Source organism: Neobacillus sp. FW104-15D2 (assembly GCF_058790155.1).
Genome location: NZ_JBYTCJ010000030.1, coordinates 50,870 through 67,995 on the forward strand (window position 1 = coordinate 50,870; position 17,126 = coordinate 67,995).

Annotated in this window: 17 protein-coding genes and 1 other annotated feature; all 17 genes read right to left on the bottom strand. The window is 41.6% G+C overall.

What is annotated here, in order from left to right; translation table 11 throughout:
* Positions 1-3: 3 nt before the first annotated feature.
* The 17 genes from rpmG to AC3WR0_RS20425 all read right to left on the bottom strand — a co-directional run bounded on the left by rpmG (position 4) and on the right by AC3WR0_RS20425 (position 16,512).
* Positions 4-153: a 50S ribosomal protein L33 gene (gene rpmG, locus AC3WR0_RS20345; RefSeq protein WP_166030238.1), complete on the bottom strand. Its 150-nt coding sequence runs from the start codon at positions 151-153 to the stop codon at positions 4-6.
* Positions 154-266: 113 nt separating this feature from the next.
* A complete protein-coding gene (gene sigH, locus AC3WR0_RS20350) occupies positions 267-917 on the bottom strand; it encodes an RNA polymerase sporulation sigma factor SigH (protein ID WP_027322674.1) in 651 nt (216 codons plus the stop codon).
* A gap of 70 nt (positions 918-987) precedes the next feature.
* Entirely contained in the window at positions 988-1,497 is a 510-nt protein-coding gene (locus tag AC3WR0_RS20355; RefSeq protein ID WP_492553993.1) for an NYN domain-containing protein, read from the bottom strand.
* Positions 1,498-1,499: 2 nt separating this feature from the next.
* Positions 1,500-2,243, bottom strand: a complete 744-nt coding sequence (gene rlmB, locus AC3WR0_RS20360; RefSeq protein WP_492553994.1) for a 23S rRNA (guanosine(2251)-2'-O)-methyltransferase RlmB — start codon at positions 2,241-2,243, stop codon at positions 1,500-1,502.
* On the bottom strand, positions 2,240-2,665 hold the full coding sequence (locus AC3WR0_RS20365; RefSeq protein ID WP_492553995.1) for a Mini-ribonuclease 3: 426 nt from the start codon (positions 2,663-2,665) through the stop codon (positions 2,240-2,242). The genes rlmB and AC3WR0_RS20365 overlap by 4 nt, the downstream gene beginning before the upstream one ends.
* Positions 2,666-2,668: 3 nt before the next feature.
* Positions 2,669-4,066: a cysteine--tRNA ligase gene (cysS, locus tag AC3WR0_RS20370; RefSeq protein ID WP_492553996.1), complete on the bottom strand. Its 1,398-nt coding sequence runs from the start codon at positions 4,064-4,066 to the stop codon at positions 2,669-2,671.
* Positions 4,047-4,715, bottom strand: coding sequence for a serine O-acetyltransferase (gene cysE / locus AC3WR0_RS20375; protein WP_492553997.1), 669 nt, complete (start codon positions 4,713-4,715; stop codon positions 4,047-4,049). The genes cysS and cysE overlap by 20 nt, the downstream gene beginning before the upstream one ends.
* Positions 4,716-4,854: 139 nt before the next feature.
* Positions 4,855-5,112, bottom strand: a binding site (T-box leader).
* A 95-nt stretch (positions 5,113-5,207) separates the two neighbouring features.
* Positions 5,208-6,665 (bottom strand): glutamate--tRNA ligase, encoded by a 1,458-nt coding sequence (gene gltX, locus AC3WR0_RS20380; RefSeq protein ID WP_492553998.1) that lies wholly within the window; start codon positions 6,663-6,665, stop codon positions 5,208-5,210.
* Between the two features lie 76 nt (positions 6,666-6,741).
* Positions 6,742-7,224, bottom strand: a complete 483-nt coding sequence (gene ispF / locus AC3WR0_RS20385; RefSeq protein WP_492553999.1) for a 2-C-methyl-D-erythritol 2,4-cyclodiphosphate synthase — start codon at positions 7,222-7,224, stop codon at positions 6,742-6,744.
* A 53-nt stretch (positions 7,225-7,277) separates the two neighbouring features.
* Positions 7,278-7,967 (bottom strand): 2-C-methyl-D-erythritol 4-phosphate cytidylyltransferase, encoded by a 690-nt coding sequence (gene ispD / locus AC3WR0_RS20390; RefSeq protein WP_492554000.1) that lies wholly within the window; start codon positions 7,965-7,967, stop codon positions 7,278-7,280.
* An 18-nt stretch (positions 7,968-7,985) separates the two neighbouring features.
* The gene (locus tag AC3WR0_RS20395; RefSeq protein ID WP_492554001.1) at positions 7,986-9,068 is read right to left on the bottom strand and encodes a PIN/TRAM domain-containing protein; all 1,083 of its coding nucleotides are present in this window, start codon (positions 9,066-9,068) and stop codon (positions 7,986-7,988) included.
* 158 nt (positions 9,069-9,226) lie between these two features.
* Entirely contained in the window at positions 9,227-10,300 is a 1,074-nt protein-coding gene (disA, locus tag AC3WR0_RS20400) for a DNA integrity scanning diadenylate cyclase DisA (RefSeq protein ID WP_492554002.1), read from the bottom strand.
* Positions 10,301-10,303: 3 nt separating this feature from the next.
* On the bottom strand, positions 10,304-11,686 hold the full coding sequence (gene radA / locus AC3WR0_RS20405; RefSeq protein ID WP_492554003.1) for a DNA repair protein RadA: 1,383 nt from the start codon (positions 11,684-11,686) through the stop codon (positions 10,304-10,306).
* Between the two features lie 235 nt (positions 11,687-11,921).
* On the bottom strand, positions 11,922-14,375 hold the full coding sequence (gene clpC, locus AC3WR0_RS20410) for an ATP-dependent protease ATP-binding subunit ClpC (RefSeq protein ID WP_027322686.1): 2,454 nt from the start codon (positions 14,373-14,375) through the stop codon (positions 11,922-11,924).
* Positions 14,376-14,388: 13 nt separating this feature from the next.
* Complete coding sequence (mcsB, locus tag AC3WR0_RS20415) at positions 14,389-15,465, bottom strand: protein-arginine kinase McsB (RefSeq protein ID WP_492554004.1); 1,077 nt, start codon at positions 15,463-15,465, stop codon at positions 14,389-14,391.
* 1 nt (position 15,466) lies between these two features.
* Positions 15,467-16,015 carry a protein-arginine kinase activator protein McsA gene (mcsA, locus tag AC3WR0_RS20420; RefSeq protein ID WP_492554005.1) on the bottom strand — a complete coding sequence of 183 codons (549 nt, stop codon included), beginning with the start codon at positions 16,013-16,015 and terminating at the stop codon, positions 15,467-15,469.
* A gap of 35 nt (positions 16,016-16,050) precedes the next feature.
* Positions 16,051-16,512, bottom strand: coding sequence for a CtsR family transcriptional regulator (locus tag AC3WR0_RS20425; RefSeq protein WP_492554006.1), 462 nt, complete (start codon positions 16,510-16,512; stop codon positions 16,051-16,053).
* Positions 16,513-17,126: the final 614 nt, after the last annotated feature.

A 17,126-nucleotide genomic window follows, 5' to 3' on the forward strand; every position in this document is an offset into this window, starting at 1 on the left:
GAGTTATTTTGTTTCACGATGAATTGTATGGGCGTTGCACGTTTTACAAAACTTGCTCAATTCCAATCTCTCAGGATTAGCTTGTTTATTCCCGGCCGTTGTATAATTTCGTGATCCGCAATTTGCACATGCAAGAATTATTTTTTTTGTCATATTCACACCTGCCAGGTACTGCTTTTAGTCCTTAAAACTGTAACATGCCCCCTATTTAATGTCAATATGAGGAGATAACGGTTTCATAGAACCGCCATAACTTATAAGACAATCTAAAAAGAAAACTCCCGAATCTCCAAATATCTCTCAAGTTTCCTTTTTACCCGCTGAAGAGCGTTGTCGATGGACTTTACATGACGGTTAAGTTCCTCAGAGATTTCCTGATAGGATTGGCCATCAAGATAAAGAGCTAATACCTTCCGTTCTAAATCGCTCAATAGTTCACTCATTTTTAATTCGATATGATCAAACTCTTCCTGGTTTATGATTAATTCTTCGGGATCCATTACTTTTGCTCCTGACAAGACATCCATTAGAGTACGGTCGGAATCTTCATCATAAATAGGCTTGTCCAAAGAAACGTAAGAATTGAGGGGAATATGCTTTTGCCTTGTGGCGGTTTTGATAGCTGTGATGATTTGTCTCGTGATGCAAAGTTCAGCAAAAGCCTTGAAGGATGTGAGTTTATCTTCTTTAAAATCACGTATGGCTTTATATAACCCTATCATGCCTTCCTGTACAATATCTTCTTTGTCTGCTCCAATTAAAAAGTAGGATCTTGCTTTGGCTCGAACAAAATTTCTGTATTTATGGATTAAATAATCGAGTGCTTCAGTATCGCCTTTATGCACTAAATCAACAATTTCTTCATCATCCAGCAGAAATAGCTTGTCGTTGATTTTTATTTTGAAGTCTAAACTCACTCAGATCCCCTCCGACCAGAAACGCATAGTTAGAAATATTATACAGTAGGTCTTTTTTTAGCGTCAATGCTCATTTGTCACCTCTGCGCCACTTTTCGAAAATTTCTGCCACTTCATCCGATAGCGGTATCTTAGAGAATGGCCGTTTCTCTTGAATTTTCTTTACTCTCTTATTTATTTTATTTTCAACCTCATTCATCTCGGTTAATAGTTCCCTGGCCGAAATTCTTAAAGCGCCTTGCCCGAAAATTGCCCACTGCTCCGTGTAATCGGATGTTGCTACGTGAATTTGCGTTGTTCTGCTATTTAGCCGGATTGCCATTTTTTCAATACGTTCATCGGCTGATTCATTTTCTTTTGTAAAAATAACTTCTATTCTATGATTTTTATATTTTTTTTCGTTCCCCTGAACATAATGAGCATCAAAAACGATGATTACCCGATAGCCGGAATAGCCCTGATATTCGGCCATCTTTTCTATTAGCCGGTCCCTGGCTGCTGCGAGATCCCTTTCTTTCAGAACCCGCAGCTCAGGCCAGGCGCCAATAATGTTATATCCATCAACAAGGAGGATGTCCATTTTTACCCCTCAAGAGGATGGCGCTTCCGGTAAACCTCATACATTAACAGGGCTGCCGCAACAGAAGCATTTAAAGATGTTACCTTTCCTGCCATTGGCAAGCGGATGAGAAAATCACATTTTTCTTTTATAAGCCTGCCCATGCCCTTGCCTTCACTTCCAATAATGAGCCCCAATGGAATTGTTCCATCCATTTGCCGGTAGTCCTCTTTACCACTCGCATCTGTACCGGCAATCCATACGCCCCGCTCTTTTAACTCTTCAATGGTTCTGGCCATATTGGTTACACGGACGACTGGTATATGCTCAATAGCGCCAGTCGATGCCTTGGCAACTGTTGCCGTCAGCCCGACCGCTCTTCGTTTAGGAATAATGATTCCATGAGCTCCAACTGCATCAGCAGTTCTCATGATGGAACCCAGGTTATGGGGATCCTCAATCTCATCCAGCAGCAAAAAGAAAGGCGACTCATTTCTTTTTTCCGCTGCCTGGAACAGGTCATCGATTTCCGCATATTGGTAAGCTGCAACAAACGCGAGAACCCCCTGGTGAATGGTGTCTGTTAACTGGTCAATTTTTTTCTTGGGTACAAACTGAACCAAAACATTTGTTTCTTTGGCAAGCTGAATAATTTGAGTCATTTGCCCTCTTTGCGATCCTTCAGCAATAAGAATTTTGTTGATATCCCGATTTGCCTTCAATGCTTCAATAACCGGATTTTTGCCAGTGATGTATTCCTCACTCATCCTTTTGCTCCTCCTTTCGTTTCATCCACATATTTTAACGACAATGAGATTAATTCCTCGAGGCGGCTTATGTCACCTGTTAAATAAAGATATCCCATTAATGCCTCAAAAGCTGTACTGTAACGATATGTCTGAACATCCGTGTTTTTTGGCACTGTGCCTGATTTGGCATTTCTGCCTCTCATAACAACGGCCATTTCCATTTCAGTTAATATACCTTTATTCTTTATTTCAAAAAGTATCTGGCTTTGAGCCTTGGCAGAAACATACTTTGTTCCTTCTCGGTGCAGGTGATTGGGCTTTACCCTTCCGCTTTGCAGAAGGTGACGCCTTACATATACCTCAAAGATTGCGTCACCCATATAAGCAAGAGCAAGGCTGTTTAGCTGTTTTGCATTAACATTTTCATCATACTGAAGCATGTATCAGCCTCTTTTCCATCTTGTGCCCTGAGGTGTATCTTCCAAAATAATATTCATTTCCTTCAGCTGATCCCTGATCTGGTCAGAAAGCTGGAAGTCTCGATCTTTTCGGGCCTGGATCCGTTTTTCAATAAGCGCTTCAATTTCCTCATCAAGCAATTCTTCTTTTCCGATTGAAAGTCCAAGAACCTGGAACAAGTCTTCAAATTCCTGAAGGAACGTATCGATTACTTCTGCTGCTGTATTCTTTTCGAGTAGATAATAGTTCGATAGCTTGGATAAATCGAATAATACGGAAATTGCTTTTGCTGTATTAAAATCATCATCCATATCCTCAATAAATTGCTGGTGTAAAGCCTTTATTTTATCCAGCCATTCCTGATTGTTTTCCGTCAAATTCGTGCTTGCTTCCTTCCTGTGCTTCAGGTTTTGGTAGGAAGTCATCAGCCTGTCATAGGCAGCCTTTGTATTCTCAAGCAATTCTTCACTGTAATTGATTGGATTGCGATAGTGAACTGACAGCATAAAAAATCTGAGTACTTGCGGGTTATGCTTTTTAATGATGTCATGAACAAGGACAAAGTTCCCAAGTGATTTGGACATTTTTTCATTGTCGATGTTGATATACCCGTTGTGCATCCAATAACGGGAAAACGTTTTGCCGTTTAGTGCTTCAGACTGAGCAATTTCATTTTCATGATGCGGAAAAGTCAAATCCTGTCCGCCGGCATGGATATCAATTGTTTCGCCCAGGTACTTTTTAGCCATCGCCGAGCACTCAATATGCCAGCCGGGCCGGCCAATTCCCCATGGGCTTTCCCAGTAAATCTCTCCCTCTTTGGCTGCTTTCCATAAGGCAAAATCCAGGGCATCTTGTTTCTTTTCGCCCACTTCAATTCTTGCACCTACTCTTAGTTCATCAACGGACTGATGCGAAAGCTTTCCGTAATCATCAAACTTCCTGGTACGGTAATAAACATCACCGTTTGATTCATATGCAAAGCCTTTTTCGATTAGTTTACCTATAAATTCAATAATAATATCCATGTTTTCCATTACACGTGGATGTATATTTGCCTTCTTGCAGCCCAATTCTGATACATCCTCAAAATACGCATCAATAAACCGCTGGGCAATTGTTGGTACGTCCTCTCCAAGCTCCTTTGCGGCGCGGATTAATTTATCATCAACGTCGGTAAAATTGGAGACGTACTGAACGTCATATCCCCTAAATTCTAAGTAGCGGCGTACTGTATCAAAAACAATCGCCGGACGGGCATTTCCAATATGGATATAGTTATAAACGGTTGGTCCGCATACATACATTTTCACTTTGCCTTCTTCGAGGGGAACGAATACCTCCTTTTGGCGTGTTAATGTATTATAAAGCTGAATGGCCATTGACCTTGCTCCTTTCTTCATGTAACTCTTTAATCTCCTGCTTTAATAGCTCAACTTGAGTTTCTAAAACCTGGAATCTGTCTGCAACTGGATCCGGAAGATCACAGTGATTCAAGTCCTTCTTTATACGGACTCCATCTCTTATTACTACTTTCCCTGGTATGCCGACTACAGTACTGTTGGGAGGAACCTCCTTCAACACAACTGACCCTGCTCCAATCTTCGAGTTTTCTCCTATCGTAATTGAACCCAGGACCTTTGCACCTGTTGCGATCAGGGCGTTATCTTTTATGGTTGGATGCCGCTTTCCTTTTTCCTTGCCGGTTCCGCCTAGGGTAACTCCCTGAAAAACAGTGACATTATCTCCTATTTCACAGGTTTCACCAATGACGACTCCCATGCCATGGTCAATAAAAAATCGGCGGCCTATTTTGGCTCCGGGATGAATTTCAATTCCGGTCATAAACCTGCTTGCCTGGGAAATAACTCTGGCAATAAAATAAAATTTACGTTTATAAAATGCGTGAGCAACCCTATGTGCCCAAATGGCATGAAGACCAGAATAAGTTAAAATTACTTCAAGATAGGTGCGGGCAGCCGGATCCTGCTCAAAAACAACCTCAATATCCTCTTTCCACTTTTTAAACATCCCTCTTCCCCCTTTTATTATTACTTTGTATAGGCTCCTTCAGACTTGAGCATTTAACCATAATAAGTTCCTGCTGTTTTTTCATGCAATGAGAGCACGGCGGCCCTAAGATAAAAACAAAAAGCGTCCCTGTCATATAGACAGAGACGCTGAAGGCGCGGTTCCACTCTGTTTAGACCTTTACGTATGCTGTAATTTCCCAAGAACAGCCCATAATCATCGATCTCAACTTAGCCTTGTAACGGAAGGTTCCGCCCAAATCTACTAGGATAGATATCCTTTCAAAATAGGACTCAAAGGGGCACTTCAAAAAATGAGAGGCTTAAACCACTTTCAGCCGGTGATGGTTTTCTCTAAAAAGCATCATTTTTTTACTTTTCCTTATCGGCGCTTTAGATATAAGTTAATAACATTTTGAAAACTGAGTAGGTGCAGCACCGGAAACGGGTGCTTTCCACTTTTCTTATACTATATTACATTTTCCTTTGAATGTTAACCAATTAATTTCTGAAGTCGGTTTTGAACCTTAGCTTTTCCTACAAGTTCAATTGTCTGAGGCAGGTCCGGACCATGTGTCTGGCCAGTAACAGCCGCACGGATTGGCATAAAAAGATTTTTACCTTTTTGGCCGGTTGATTTTTGGACAGCTTTCATGGCAGCCTTAATACCTTCTGATTTAAATTCAGCAAGGTTTTCCAGTTCCTCTGAAAAAGCCTTCAATACTTGCGGTACTGTTTCCCCAGCTAAAACTTCTTTTGCCTCTTCTTCATATTCTGCTTCTTCCTTAAAAAACATATCCGACAGTTCAACAATTTCTGCACCATAACTCATCTTTTCCTGGAACAGCGCAATAAGATTTGTTGCCCAAGCTTTTTCCTCTTCTGTCATCTCGGCCGGAAGCAGTCCCGATTTAATAAGATGGGGAAGAGTAATTTTCACAAGATCACCAAGTTCTGCATTTTTAATATACTGGTTGTTCATCCAGGCAAGCTTTTGCTTGTCAAAAAGTGCAGGTGATTTGGAAAGACGGTCCGCATCGAAAATCTCAATAAACTGCTCTTTTGAGAAAATCTCTTCCTCACCTGACGGCGACCATCCGAGCAAAGCAATAAAATTAAACAAAGCTTCAGGTAAATAACCCAGTTCTTCATACTGCTCGATAAACTGGATAATCGACTCATCACGTTTGCTCAACTTTTTCCTGCTTTCATTTACAATCAATGTCATATGCCCAAATACAGGCGGTTCCCAGCCAAGTGCATCATAAACAACCAATTGCTTTGGTGTATTGGAAATATGGTCGTCTCCGCGCAATACATGTGAGATCTCCATTAAATGATCATCAATGGACACAGCGAAGTTATAAGTAGGAGTTCCGTCCTTCTTAATCATGACATAGTCACCCATACCTTCTGATTCAAAGGATACTTCTCCTTTAACCATATCATTAAAGGTGTATACTTTTCCTTCCGGTACAACAATACGGATGCTTGGCTTACGTCCTTCACTTTCCAGGCGCTGCTGGTCTTCTCTGGTCAGATGGCGGCATTTTCCTGAGTACTTTGGAGTTTCTCCGCGTTCAAGCTGTGCTTCTCGCTCCGCTTCAAGCTCTTCTTCCGTACAATAGCATTTATAAGCACTGCCTTCTTCAAGCATCTGAGTATAATATTTTTTATAAATATCATTTCTTTCAGATTGTCTGTAAGGACCGTACTCTCCTCCAACATCCACACTTTCATCCCAGTCCATGCCAAGCCATTTTAGGTACTTCAGCTGGCTTTGTTCTCCGCCTTCAATATTCCGCTTTTTATCGGTATCTTCTATCCGGATGATAAACTTTCCGCCCTGACTGCGGGCAAACAAATAGTTAAAAAGTGCCGTACGGGCGTTACCAATATGTAAATGTCCCGTTGGACTTGGAGCATATCGAACTCTAACTTCTTTTGACATACAAAGTGCCTCCTGTAATAGCATCGGAATCATATTCCGCTTTTCCTATTTTAACACTGCCGTTTTTAAAAGACTATTACCCTTCCGCCTTTTTCAGCAGGACGACTGCTTGGGATGCGATTCCCTCTCCCCTGCCGGTAAATCCAAGCTTTTCAGTAGTTGTTGCCTTCACATTGACTTGGTCTGGAGTAGCCTCAAGCAGCTGTGCTATGCGTTCCTTCATTTGTTCAATATATGGAGCCATCTTTGGCTTCTGGGCAATGATCGTACAATCTGCATTCAAGAGCACATATCCCTGTTCACGGACAAGCTCCCATACGTGGGCCAATAGCTTTGCCGAATCTGCATCTTTAAATTTCTCATCTGTATCAGGAAAATGTTTGCCAATGTCTCCTGCACCAATAGCTCCCAGGCATGCATCCGCAACTGTATGCAAAAGTACATCTGCATCAGAGTGTCCCAGCAATCCTTTTTCATAAGGGATTTCAATTCCCCCGATAATAAGCGGACGCCCCTCCGTTAATTGGTGGACATCAAATCCTTGACCTATCCGAAACATTTAACATTCTCCTTTTTAAAAAATAACATGGTATTTACTTCGATAACTGCCCTTTATTTTGCTGCTTCTCTCTTTTTTAGGATAGCTTCTGCAAAAAATAAGTCCTCGGGCGTTGTTAATTTTATATTATCATAATCGCCTTCTATTACTGAAACAGGATGCGGAAGCCGTTCTACTAAGCTTGCATCATCTGTACCCAGAAAATCATCTTCTTCAGCGAGTTCATAAGCTCCCTTGAGAATTGAAATACGAAAAGCTTGTGGGGTTTGTACGGCCCACAAGCTTGAGCGATCGACTGTTTCTGTAACTTTCCCGTTTTCCGCTTTTTTTATAGTATCCTTTACGGGTACAGCTAAAATAGCTGCCCCGGTTTGTCTCGCTTGTTCAGTCAGCCTGCTAATAGCATCTGTTTGGATGAAAGGGCGCGCTGCATCATGGACAAGGATCAATTCCCCTTTTTCCACAGTCTTTAATGCGTTATGAATGCTTTGCTGTCGCTCTTTTCCACCAGGAACAAGGCCATCTATTTTTTTTAGACCGAACTGTTCAATCAATCCTTTGAATTCAGTTTCATCCTGGGGATTAATAGCAAGAATGATTTTCTCACAATCCGGGTCCTTTTCGAATACCTTCAGTGTATGGATTAATAAAGGAATACCATCCAGCTCTAATAAGAGCTTATTCTTCCCTGCTCCCATCCGCTTCCCCTGGCCTGCAGCAGGAAGGATAACCTGGTAAGACATAATCTGACCCCTATCTGTTTACAGTGCTTTTTCTAATAGTTTAGGCTTGGCAAAAATCATTCTGCCAGCAGATGTCTGCAGAACACTTGTGACAAGAACATCAATTCTCCTGCCAATATATTCTCTGCCTTCTTCCACAACAATCATAGTGCCATCGTCCAGGTAAGCTACACCCTGGTGGTGGTCTTTTCCTTCTTTAATTACCTGTATATTCATTTCTTCACCAGGAAGAACCACCGGTTTCACCGCATTAGCCAAGTCATTAATATTTAACACCGATACATTCTGGAACTCACAAACTTTATTTAAATTAAAATCGTTTGTTACAAGAATCCCATTCATTAATTTAGCAAGTTTTACAAGCTTACTGTCTACTTCCTGTATATCATCAAAATCTCCTTCATACATTTCCACATTAATAGAGAGCTCTTTTTGAATTCGATTTAAAATATCAAGACCACGGCGGCCGCGGTTTCGCTTTAAAACATCAGAAGAGTCGGCAATATGCTGCAATTCCTCCAGTACAAACTGAGGTATAATGATCGTTCCTTCCAAAAAGCCAGTCTGGCAAATGTCCGCAATACGACCATCAATAATAACACTCGTATCGAGGATTTTCAGAGATTTCCCTTCAGCTTTTTCTCCTTCATCTTCCCCAGATTTCTTTTTGCGGCTTGTAAAAAGGCCAAGCATTTCATCCCTTTTCTTAAATCCAACCTGAAAACCAAGATATCCAAACAACAAAGTTAGCAGTATTGGTGCAACTGTATTAACAACAGGGACGTTCAAACCACTTAGGGCATATCCAATTAAAAAAGCGACGAACAAACCTACAATGAGGCCTACACTTCCAAAGATTACGTCTGTAACCGGAATTCTAACAAGTGAATCCTCCAGCCACTTAATAAAATCAGTAACATAATCCACTGCCCAAAAAGTAATAAGATAAAATATAATTGCACCAACAATAGCCGTGACATATGAGTTACTTATTATTGAGATGTCATTCAGCTTCAACAATGTTAATAAATCCGGAATCAAGAATATCCCAAGCGTGCCTCCAATAATCAGAAAACAAGCTTGAACAATACGTCTTAACATTCCTTCACCTCCTTTTAATCATTATAAACAAAATAGCAGAATTGAAACCTGACTATTTTATATATTTTTCGTTAAAACCAACAAAAATGTGTTTTTCAGTCTCTTCTAGGTTAGCACCGCTAAAAATGAGTTGTCAAACATATAGGTGTTCGCCTGCTTTAAAGGAGACGCCCAGTAAAAAGTCTTTCTTTTATCAGCTTAAAACCTTCCTTTATTTTTCTGGCCCGTACTTCTCCAATTCCTTCAACATCATCCAGATCTTCAACTGACGCTGCTAACATATTAGGCAGCTCTTCAAACCTTTTTACCAGGTTTTCTATTATGACCGCAGGAAGCCGGGGAATTTTATTTAATATCCTGTATCCACGGGGGCTTTTAAATTCATCCAATGGAACATACCCCTGATAACCGAGCATCTTTAAAATGACTATGTCCTCAATAACTTCGCTTCCTGAAATCGCCTGAAGGCGGTTAATGACATCTTGCGGCTTTAGTTCCCGGTTAATGGAGTAGTCCATAATGATAAAAATGAGTTCCTCTTCAAGATCTGTTAGGATTTCCTCCATTTGCAGCCGGATTAACCTTCCCTCTGTTCCCATCTCACTTAGATAAGCCAGCAGCTCATTCTTAACCTTAAAAATCAATTCAAATCGGTGAAGAACCTGGAGGATATCGTTATAGGTTACAGACTCCTCAAATTCCAGGATCCCCAGATAGGAAATACTTTGCTCAAGAACGGTCTTATATTTTTCAAGAGTTTGGACTGCCTGATTTGCCTTTGCCAAGATGACGCCAATTTCCCTGAGTGCGTAACGAAAATTCCCCTGATAAAGGGTTATAACATTTCTTCTCTGTGAAATAGCAATTACAAGTGATTTTGTCTGGCGGGCGACCCTCTCAGCTGTCCGGTGGCGCATGCCTGTTTCCGCAGAAGGAACACCCTGGTCCGGAGCAAGCTGTGCATTGGCAATAAGGATTTTAGTTCCTGATTCATTTAAGATAATTGCCCCGTCCATTTTTGCCAGTTCATACAGAAAACTGGGAGTAAAGGGACAATTAATTTGAAATCCGCCATCAACGATTGTTTTCATTTTTTCGTTATATCCGACGACAATCAGTCCGCCCGTCTTTGCCCTCAGGACATTATCAATCCCTTCCCTGAGCGGCGTGCCTGGTGCAACTAACTTTAGAATATCACTGGTGCTTTGCTCGGCAGGCTTCTTATTTTCCATCCATTACCCCCCTAATGCAATTTTTAGCGCCTCACTTACAGAGGAAACTCCAATCAATTCAATTCCTTTAGGCCCGGTCCATCCGCTTAAATTATTAGCAGGGAGGATGACCCTTTCAAAGCCAAGCTTTGCGGCCTCCTGCACACGCTGTTCAATCCTCGAAACCCTTCTAATCTCTCCTGTAAGGCCCACCTCACCGATAATGCAGTCAGTAGCCCTTGTTGGCTTATCACGGAAACTGGAGGCAATGCTCACGGCAATGGCAAGGTCAATTGCAGGCTCATCCAATTTGACTCCACCAGCCACCTTTAAGTAGGCATCCTGATTTTGCAAAAGCATACCAACCCGTTTTTCTAAAACTGCCATTAGCAAAGGTACTCGATTATGATCTATACCCGTTGCCATTCTTCTTGGATTCCCAAAGCTGGTTGGGGATATAAGCGCCTGAATTTCCACCAGCACCGGGCGGGTTCCTTCCATTGATGCAACTACAGTGGACCCTGCGGCTCCCTGAGACCTTTCTTCAAGGAAAATCTCCGATGGATTTTCTACCTCTTCCAATCCAAATTCCTTCATTTCGAAAATTCCCATCTCATTAGTGGAACCGAAACGGTTTTTAACAGCCCTTAAAATCCTATACGTATGATGCCGCTCTCCTTCAAAATAAAGAACCGTATCTACCATATGTTCGAGCAGCCTTGGCCCGGCTATATTGCCTTCTTTCGTTACATGACCTACGATAAAAATGGCAATACCCTTTGTTTTTCCTATACGCATTAACTCTGCCGTACATTCCCGAACCTGTGAAACACTTCCTGGTGCAGATGTTACCTCTGGATGAAACACTGTCTGTATGGAGTCGATAATAACAAAAGCAGGATTCACCGTTTCAATTGTACGGCTTATCTCCTCAAGGTTTGTTTCTGAGTAGACCATAAGGTTTTCAGAAGATACTCCGAGGCGGTCCGCACGGAGTTTGGTCTGCCTTAGTGATTCCTCTCCGGATATATAGAGAACAGAATGGTTTTTATTGGCGAGCTGGGATGAAACCTGTAAAAGCAAAGTGGATTTACCGATACCCGGATCACCGCCAATTAACACTAAAGATCCTTTGACGACTCCTCCCCCTAAAACCCGGTTCAGTTCATTCAGATCTGTGTATATTCTCGGTTCACTGATTGTTTCAATTGATGTAATCGGAGACGGCTTAGACAGGGTAGCGGCACCGCCCTCTGCGTGAGCAAATGCCCCTCGGCGTTTTGTCCCTGTAACCTCCACTTCTTCCACCAACGTGTTCCATTCACCACAACCAGGGCATTTACCCATCCACTTGGCCGATTCATAGCCGCATTCCTGGCACATAAACTTTGTTTTTCTCTTAGCCATCTCTTTCTCCCTTTCTTTAGAAAAGCGCAAGCGCCCAATTAGTAGTAAAAAGTAACCTATCCGACGGAACTACAAGTACATAAAAAAGGAGCTTTTAAGTGGAGCAGTGCGGAATGGAACCGTAGAATTCACTAGTGGAGGCGCTTGTCCTTATAAAATTACTTATCTAAAAAGGAGGTACACGTTTTTCATTTTGTGTACCTCCCCTTGTTTATATTCTATACATTGAAAGCATTTACTTAGCTAATTCAGTTTTTTCAGCTGCTGTTTTTTCTGTTTTTACAACGAAGTCATCATTTTCTATATCTATTATAACATGCTGCCCGGTTAAAATGGTGCCTTTAAGCAGTTCTTCAGACAGACGATCTTCAATATGTCTTTGGATGGCCCTGCGCAGTGGCCGTGCTCCGTATTCAGGGTCATATCCCTCTTTGGAAATTTTGTCTTTTGCTGCCTCAGTCAGCTCAAGGTTGATGTCTTGCTCTTTAAGACGCTTAACGAGGGCATCCGACATAAGTGAAACAATTTCCTGAAGCTGCTTCCTTTCAAGAGCATGGAAGACAATGATTTCATCAATCCTGTTAAGGAACTCAGGCCGGAATGCTTTTTTGAGTTCCTCCATGACTTTGCCCTTCATGTCTTTATAATCCTGTTCTCCATCCTGAATATTAAAGCCGACATACTTATTTCGTTTCAGCGCCTCAGCACCTACGTTAGATGTCAAAATTAAAACAGTATTGCGGAAGTCCACCGTACGGCCTTTCGAATCTGTAAGGCGTCCATCTTCAAGTACCTGAAGTAGAATATTGAATACATCTGGATGTGCTTTTTCAATTTCATCTAAAAGGATGACGGAATATGGCTTGCGGCGAACCTTCTCTGTTAATTGTCCGCCTTCTTCAAAACCTACATATCCTGGAGGTGAACCAACTAGGCGGGATGTTGAGTGCTTTTCCATATACTCTGACATATCAATACGGATCATCGCATCTTCATCGCCGAACATAGCTTCAGCCAATGCACGAGCAAGCTCCGTTTTACCTACACCGGTCGGTCCCAGGAAGATAAAGGAGCCAATTGGACGTTTAGGGTCTTTAAGCCCCGCTCTGGCACGTCTAACCGCCTTAGAAACTGCTTTAACTGCCTCTTCCTGGCCAATTACACGAGAGTGAAGCAGCTCTTCTAGATTAAGAAGCTTTTCAGTTTCAGTCTGTGCAAGCTTTGAAACAGGAATTCCAGTCCAGCTGGATACGACACTCGCAATATCTTCAACTGTTACTTCACTGTTTTCTTTTCCTTGTCTTTCTTTCCAATTTTTCTTCGTTTCTTCGAGTTGTTCACGCAGGCGCTGTTCAGTATCCCTTAAGGAAGCCGCTTTTTCGAATTCCTGGCTTTGAACCGCTGCATCCTTCTCTTTTCTAACATCCTCCAGCTTCATTTCAAGCTCTTTTAAGTTTGGTGGAGTAGTGTAAGAGCGCAGGCGTACTTTTGAGCCTGCTTCGTCAATAAGATCAATTGCTTTATCCGGAAGGAAACGGTCAGAAATATATCGGTCTGATAATTTAACTGCCGCATCAATTGCATCATCGCCAATTGTTACACGATGGTGAGCCTCATAGCGGTCACGCAATCCTTTTAAAATTTGAACGGATTCTTCAGCAGTAGGTTCATCCACACGAATTGGCTGGAAACGGCGCTCTAATGCTGCATCTTTTTCAATATACTTTCTGTATTCATCAAGTGTGGTGGCACCGATACACTGCAGCTCTCCGCGGGCTAGTGATGGCTTTAGGATATTGGAGGCATCAATTGCGCCTTCAGCTCCTCCTGCACCAATAAGTGTATGCAGCTCATCGATGAAAAGAATGATATTTCCCGCCTGGCGAATCTCATCCATTACTTTCTTTAAGCGGTCTTCAAATTCACCGCGGTATTTAGTTCCTGCAACCACTGTACCCATATCAAGTGTCATTACCCGCTTGTCACGGAGAATTTCCGGCACTTCGTTACTTACAATCTGTTGGGCAAGGCCTTCAGCAATTGCGGTTTTACCAACACCAGGTTCCCCAATGAGAACAGGGTTGTTTTTTGTACGGCGGCTTAAAACCTCAATAACACGCTGGATTTCCTTGCTGCGTCCAATCACTGGATCAAGACTGCCTTCCCGTGCAATTGCTGTTAGGTCCCGGGCAAGGCTATCAAGGGTAGGAGTATTCGCAGTTGTAGATGATCCGCCTTGATGTCCCCCTGACTCATTGCTTCCAAGCAGTTGAAGAACCTGCTGGCGTGCTTTGTTAAGGCTGACACCAAGATTATTTAGAACCCTTGCCGCGACGCCTTCACCTTCACGAATTAAGCCTAACAAAATATGTTCAGTTCCCACATAAGAATGACCGAGCTTTCTCGCTTCATCCATGGAAAGCTCAATTACTTTTTTGGCACGAGGTGTGTAATGAATGGACTGTGGAGTGTCCTGGCCTTTTCCAATCAAGTTTTCAACCTCTTTTTGAATTTTCTCAGCACCAAGGCCAAGACCGTACAAGGCTTTAGCAGCAATTCCTTCGCCTTCACGAACCAAGCCTAGTAAAATATGCTCTGTTCCTATATTATTATGTCCCAGGCGAATTGCTTCTTCCTGAGCCAATGCCAATACTTTTTGTGCCCTCTCTGTAAATCGGCCGAACATCATAGTCTCTTCCTCCTCATTCTTCTTTTTCTGTTTCCATTCTTAATCTTTCTCGAATTAGAGCAGCCCTTCTTATATCCCTTTCATGGGGGCGTAAAGGCCCGCCTGCATACTGCTGTAAAAATCCTGGCTGGGTGAGTATCATTAATTCATTCAGTATACTTCTGGACATGTTTTTAAAATAACCTATATCTATACCAAGCCGAACATCCGAGAGGCAGCGTGCAGCTTCCTTCGTTTCAATGATACGGCTATTGGATAAGATTCCATATGAACGAAACACTCTGTCTTCTAATTGTATGTTAGAAGTTTTTACTAATGCTTCCCGAGCGGACCTTTCCTGTGCGATAAGCTGGCTTACAACACTTTTAATATCCTCGGTGATATCTTCTTCAGACTTTCCAAGTGTCATTTGATTGGAGATTTGAAAGATGTTGCCAAGTGCCTCGCTTCCTTCTCCGTAGATACCTCTTACCACAAGACCAAGCTGGTTAATCGCCGGGATAATACTATTTATTTGCTGAGTGAGGACAAGGCCTGGTAAATGCATCATGACTGATGCCCTTAATCCGGTTCCTACGTTGGTTGGACAGCTTGTTAAATATCCAAAATCCTCATGAAAAGCATATTGAACATGCTCTTCAAGCCAGTCATCAATTTCCCCTGCGGCCTCCAGTGCCTCTGTCAGCTGCAGCCCCGGAAAAAGACACTGTATACGTATGTGGTCTTCTTCGTTCAGCATGATGCTGACCTCTTCATTTTCAGTCAAAACACAGGCACCATGTGAGGAATCCTCTGCTAAGTTTGGACTAATGAGGTGTTTTTCCATCAGTACACGCTTTTGCAAGGGCTGAAGTTCATCCATTTTCAAAAGTTCCATTTGGCCAAATTTTGTTAAATTATCTTTATTAATTATTTCCTCCATTTTCACAATAATCATTTTAGCCTCGTCATGTGAAAAAATTGTAGGAAATTTATAATCCTGAATGTTTCTAGCCAGCCTGATACGTGAGCTTAATACTATATCCGAATCGGGGCCATCCTCGTTCATCCAAGAACTAATCGCCTGGTTTATAAATTTCTCCAGAGACACGTTATTCCCCTCCCTCTTGATCCTGGTTCAATCTTTTATCAAGGGAACGAATCTCATCCCGAACCTCAGCAGCTTGCTCAAATTTCTCATTATTGATTAATTCCTTTAATTGTTCTTTTAGCTCATCCCGTTTTTTTCGAAGGTGTATCGTGCCGCCAATTCGTTTTGGTATTTTCCCATTATGGGCTGAATTCCCTCCGTGAAGGCGTCTTAAAATAGGTGTAAGCTGTTCTTTAAACGTTTCATAACAGTGAGCGCAGCCAAATCTTCCTATCTTGGCAAATTGCTGGTATGTCATGGAGCAGTGTTCACACTGCAAAACATTTTCCTGATGAAATGTTTTCTGGGGAGTTTGCTGGAAGGAAGGATTGAAATTCAGCAGTCCTGCCAGCAGGTTATTTATTGAAAATCCTGTAGGAGAACTGCCCATGAACATTTCCCCTTTTTCATTAGCGCATTTTTCACATAAATGGACTTCAGTTTTTTCTCCATTTATGATTTTGGTGAAATGCATCGTTGCAGGCCTTAGATTGCATTCCTGGCAAATCATCTTCTCACCTCTCCTGCTCCTCTATCATTATTTCATTATTTATATTTCAAAGCAGTTAACATTGCTTTTAACATCCGAGCCCTTAATTCATCCCTATAGGGAAGATCAATATATAAAACCGATCGGTCTATTACACTTAACATAATTTTAGCTTCCCGAGTAGTAATAACCTCCTCCTGTACAAGTCTGTATATCACATCTTCGGCACTTGACTGGCTGATACGGTTTTGGAAAAGAGACATTAACTGGTCAATTACATCAGCAAGATCATGAGCCTGGACCTTTATAATCCTTATATATCCCCCACCGCCTCTTTTGCTTTCAACAATATATCCTCTTTCCACAGTAAAGCGGGTATTGATAACATAATTAATTTGAGAAGGAACACACTGAAATTTGTCTGCAATCTCGCTTCTTTTAATCTCAACCAGATCTTCGTCGCTCAATTCCAAAACCTTTTTTAAGTAATTCTCGATAATATCGGAGATGTTTCTCATCTGCCCACCCCCTTCTGACTTTGACTATATTTGACATAAATTATACATGATATTCTTATGTAGTTGCAACGATCTGGTATTATGATATTTTCTCCAAATCTATCCAACGTGAAACCTCTTTTTTAGGGAAATGGGCTTTAATTTTTTACCCTTTTTAAATAAATTGGAAACATTAATAAATTTATGGGAGGTTTTTTTGAAGAATGGAAGAGTTATGGCAATTAAAAGGATACTATTGAAGGATATATATTTAGTTCCTTAATTTTAATAAGGATCGGGGGAATCTGCTCGCTCCTGTGGGCAACCAAGCTACTGCCTGTAAATAACTTTGTGAGAGAGCGTTCTATTTTAAGGAAGCCTTCTTGGCTATTTCTTGCTTTTACAATTTTAAACCAATGTTCTACCATTTTGATTAAACTTCTACACTTTTAGATAATTCTTCTACGCTTTTAAATAAAACTTCTACACTTTTTAGGCAAGCTTCTACATTTATCATAATTTACTGTTATTCCATGCCTACGCCGTTATCTTTAACCACAAAAAAAAGACAACCCATACAGGTTGTCTTTTTTTTGCCTGGCAACGTCCTACTCTCACAGGGACGCATGTCCCAA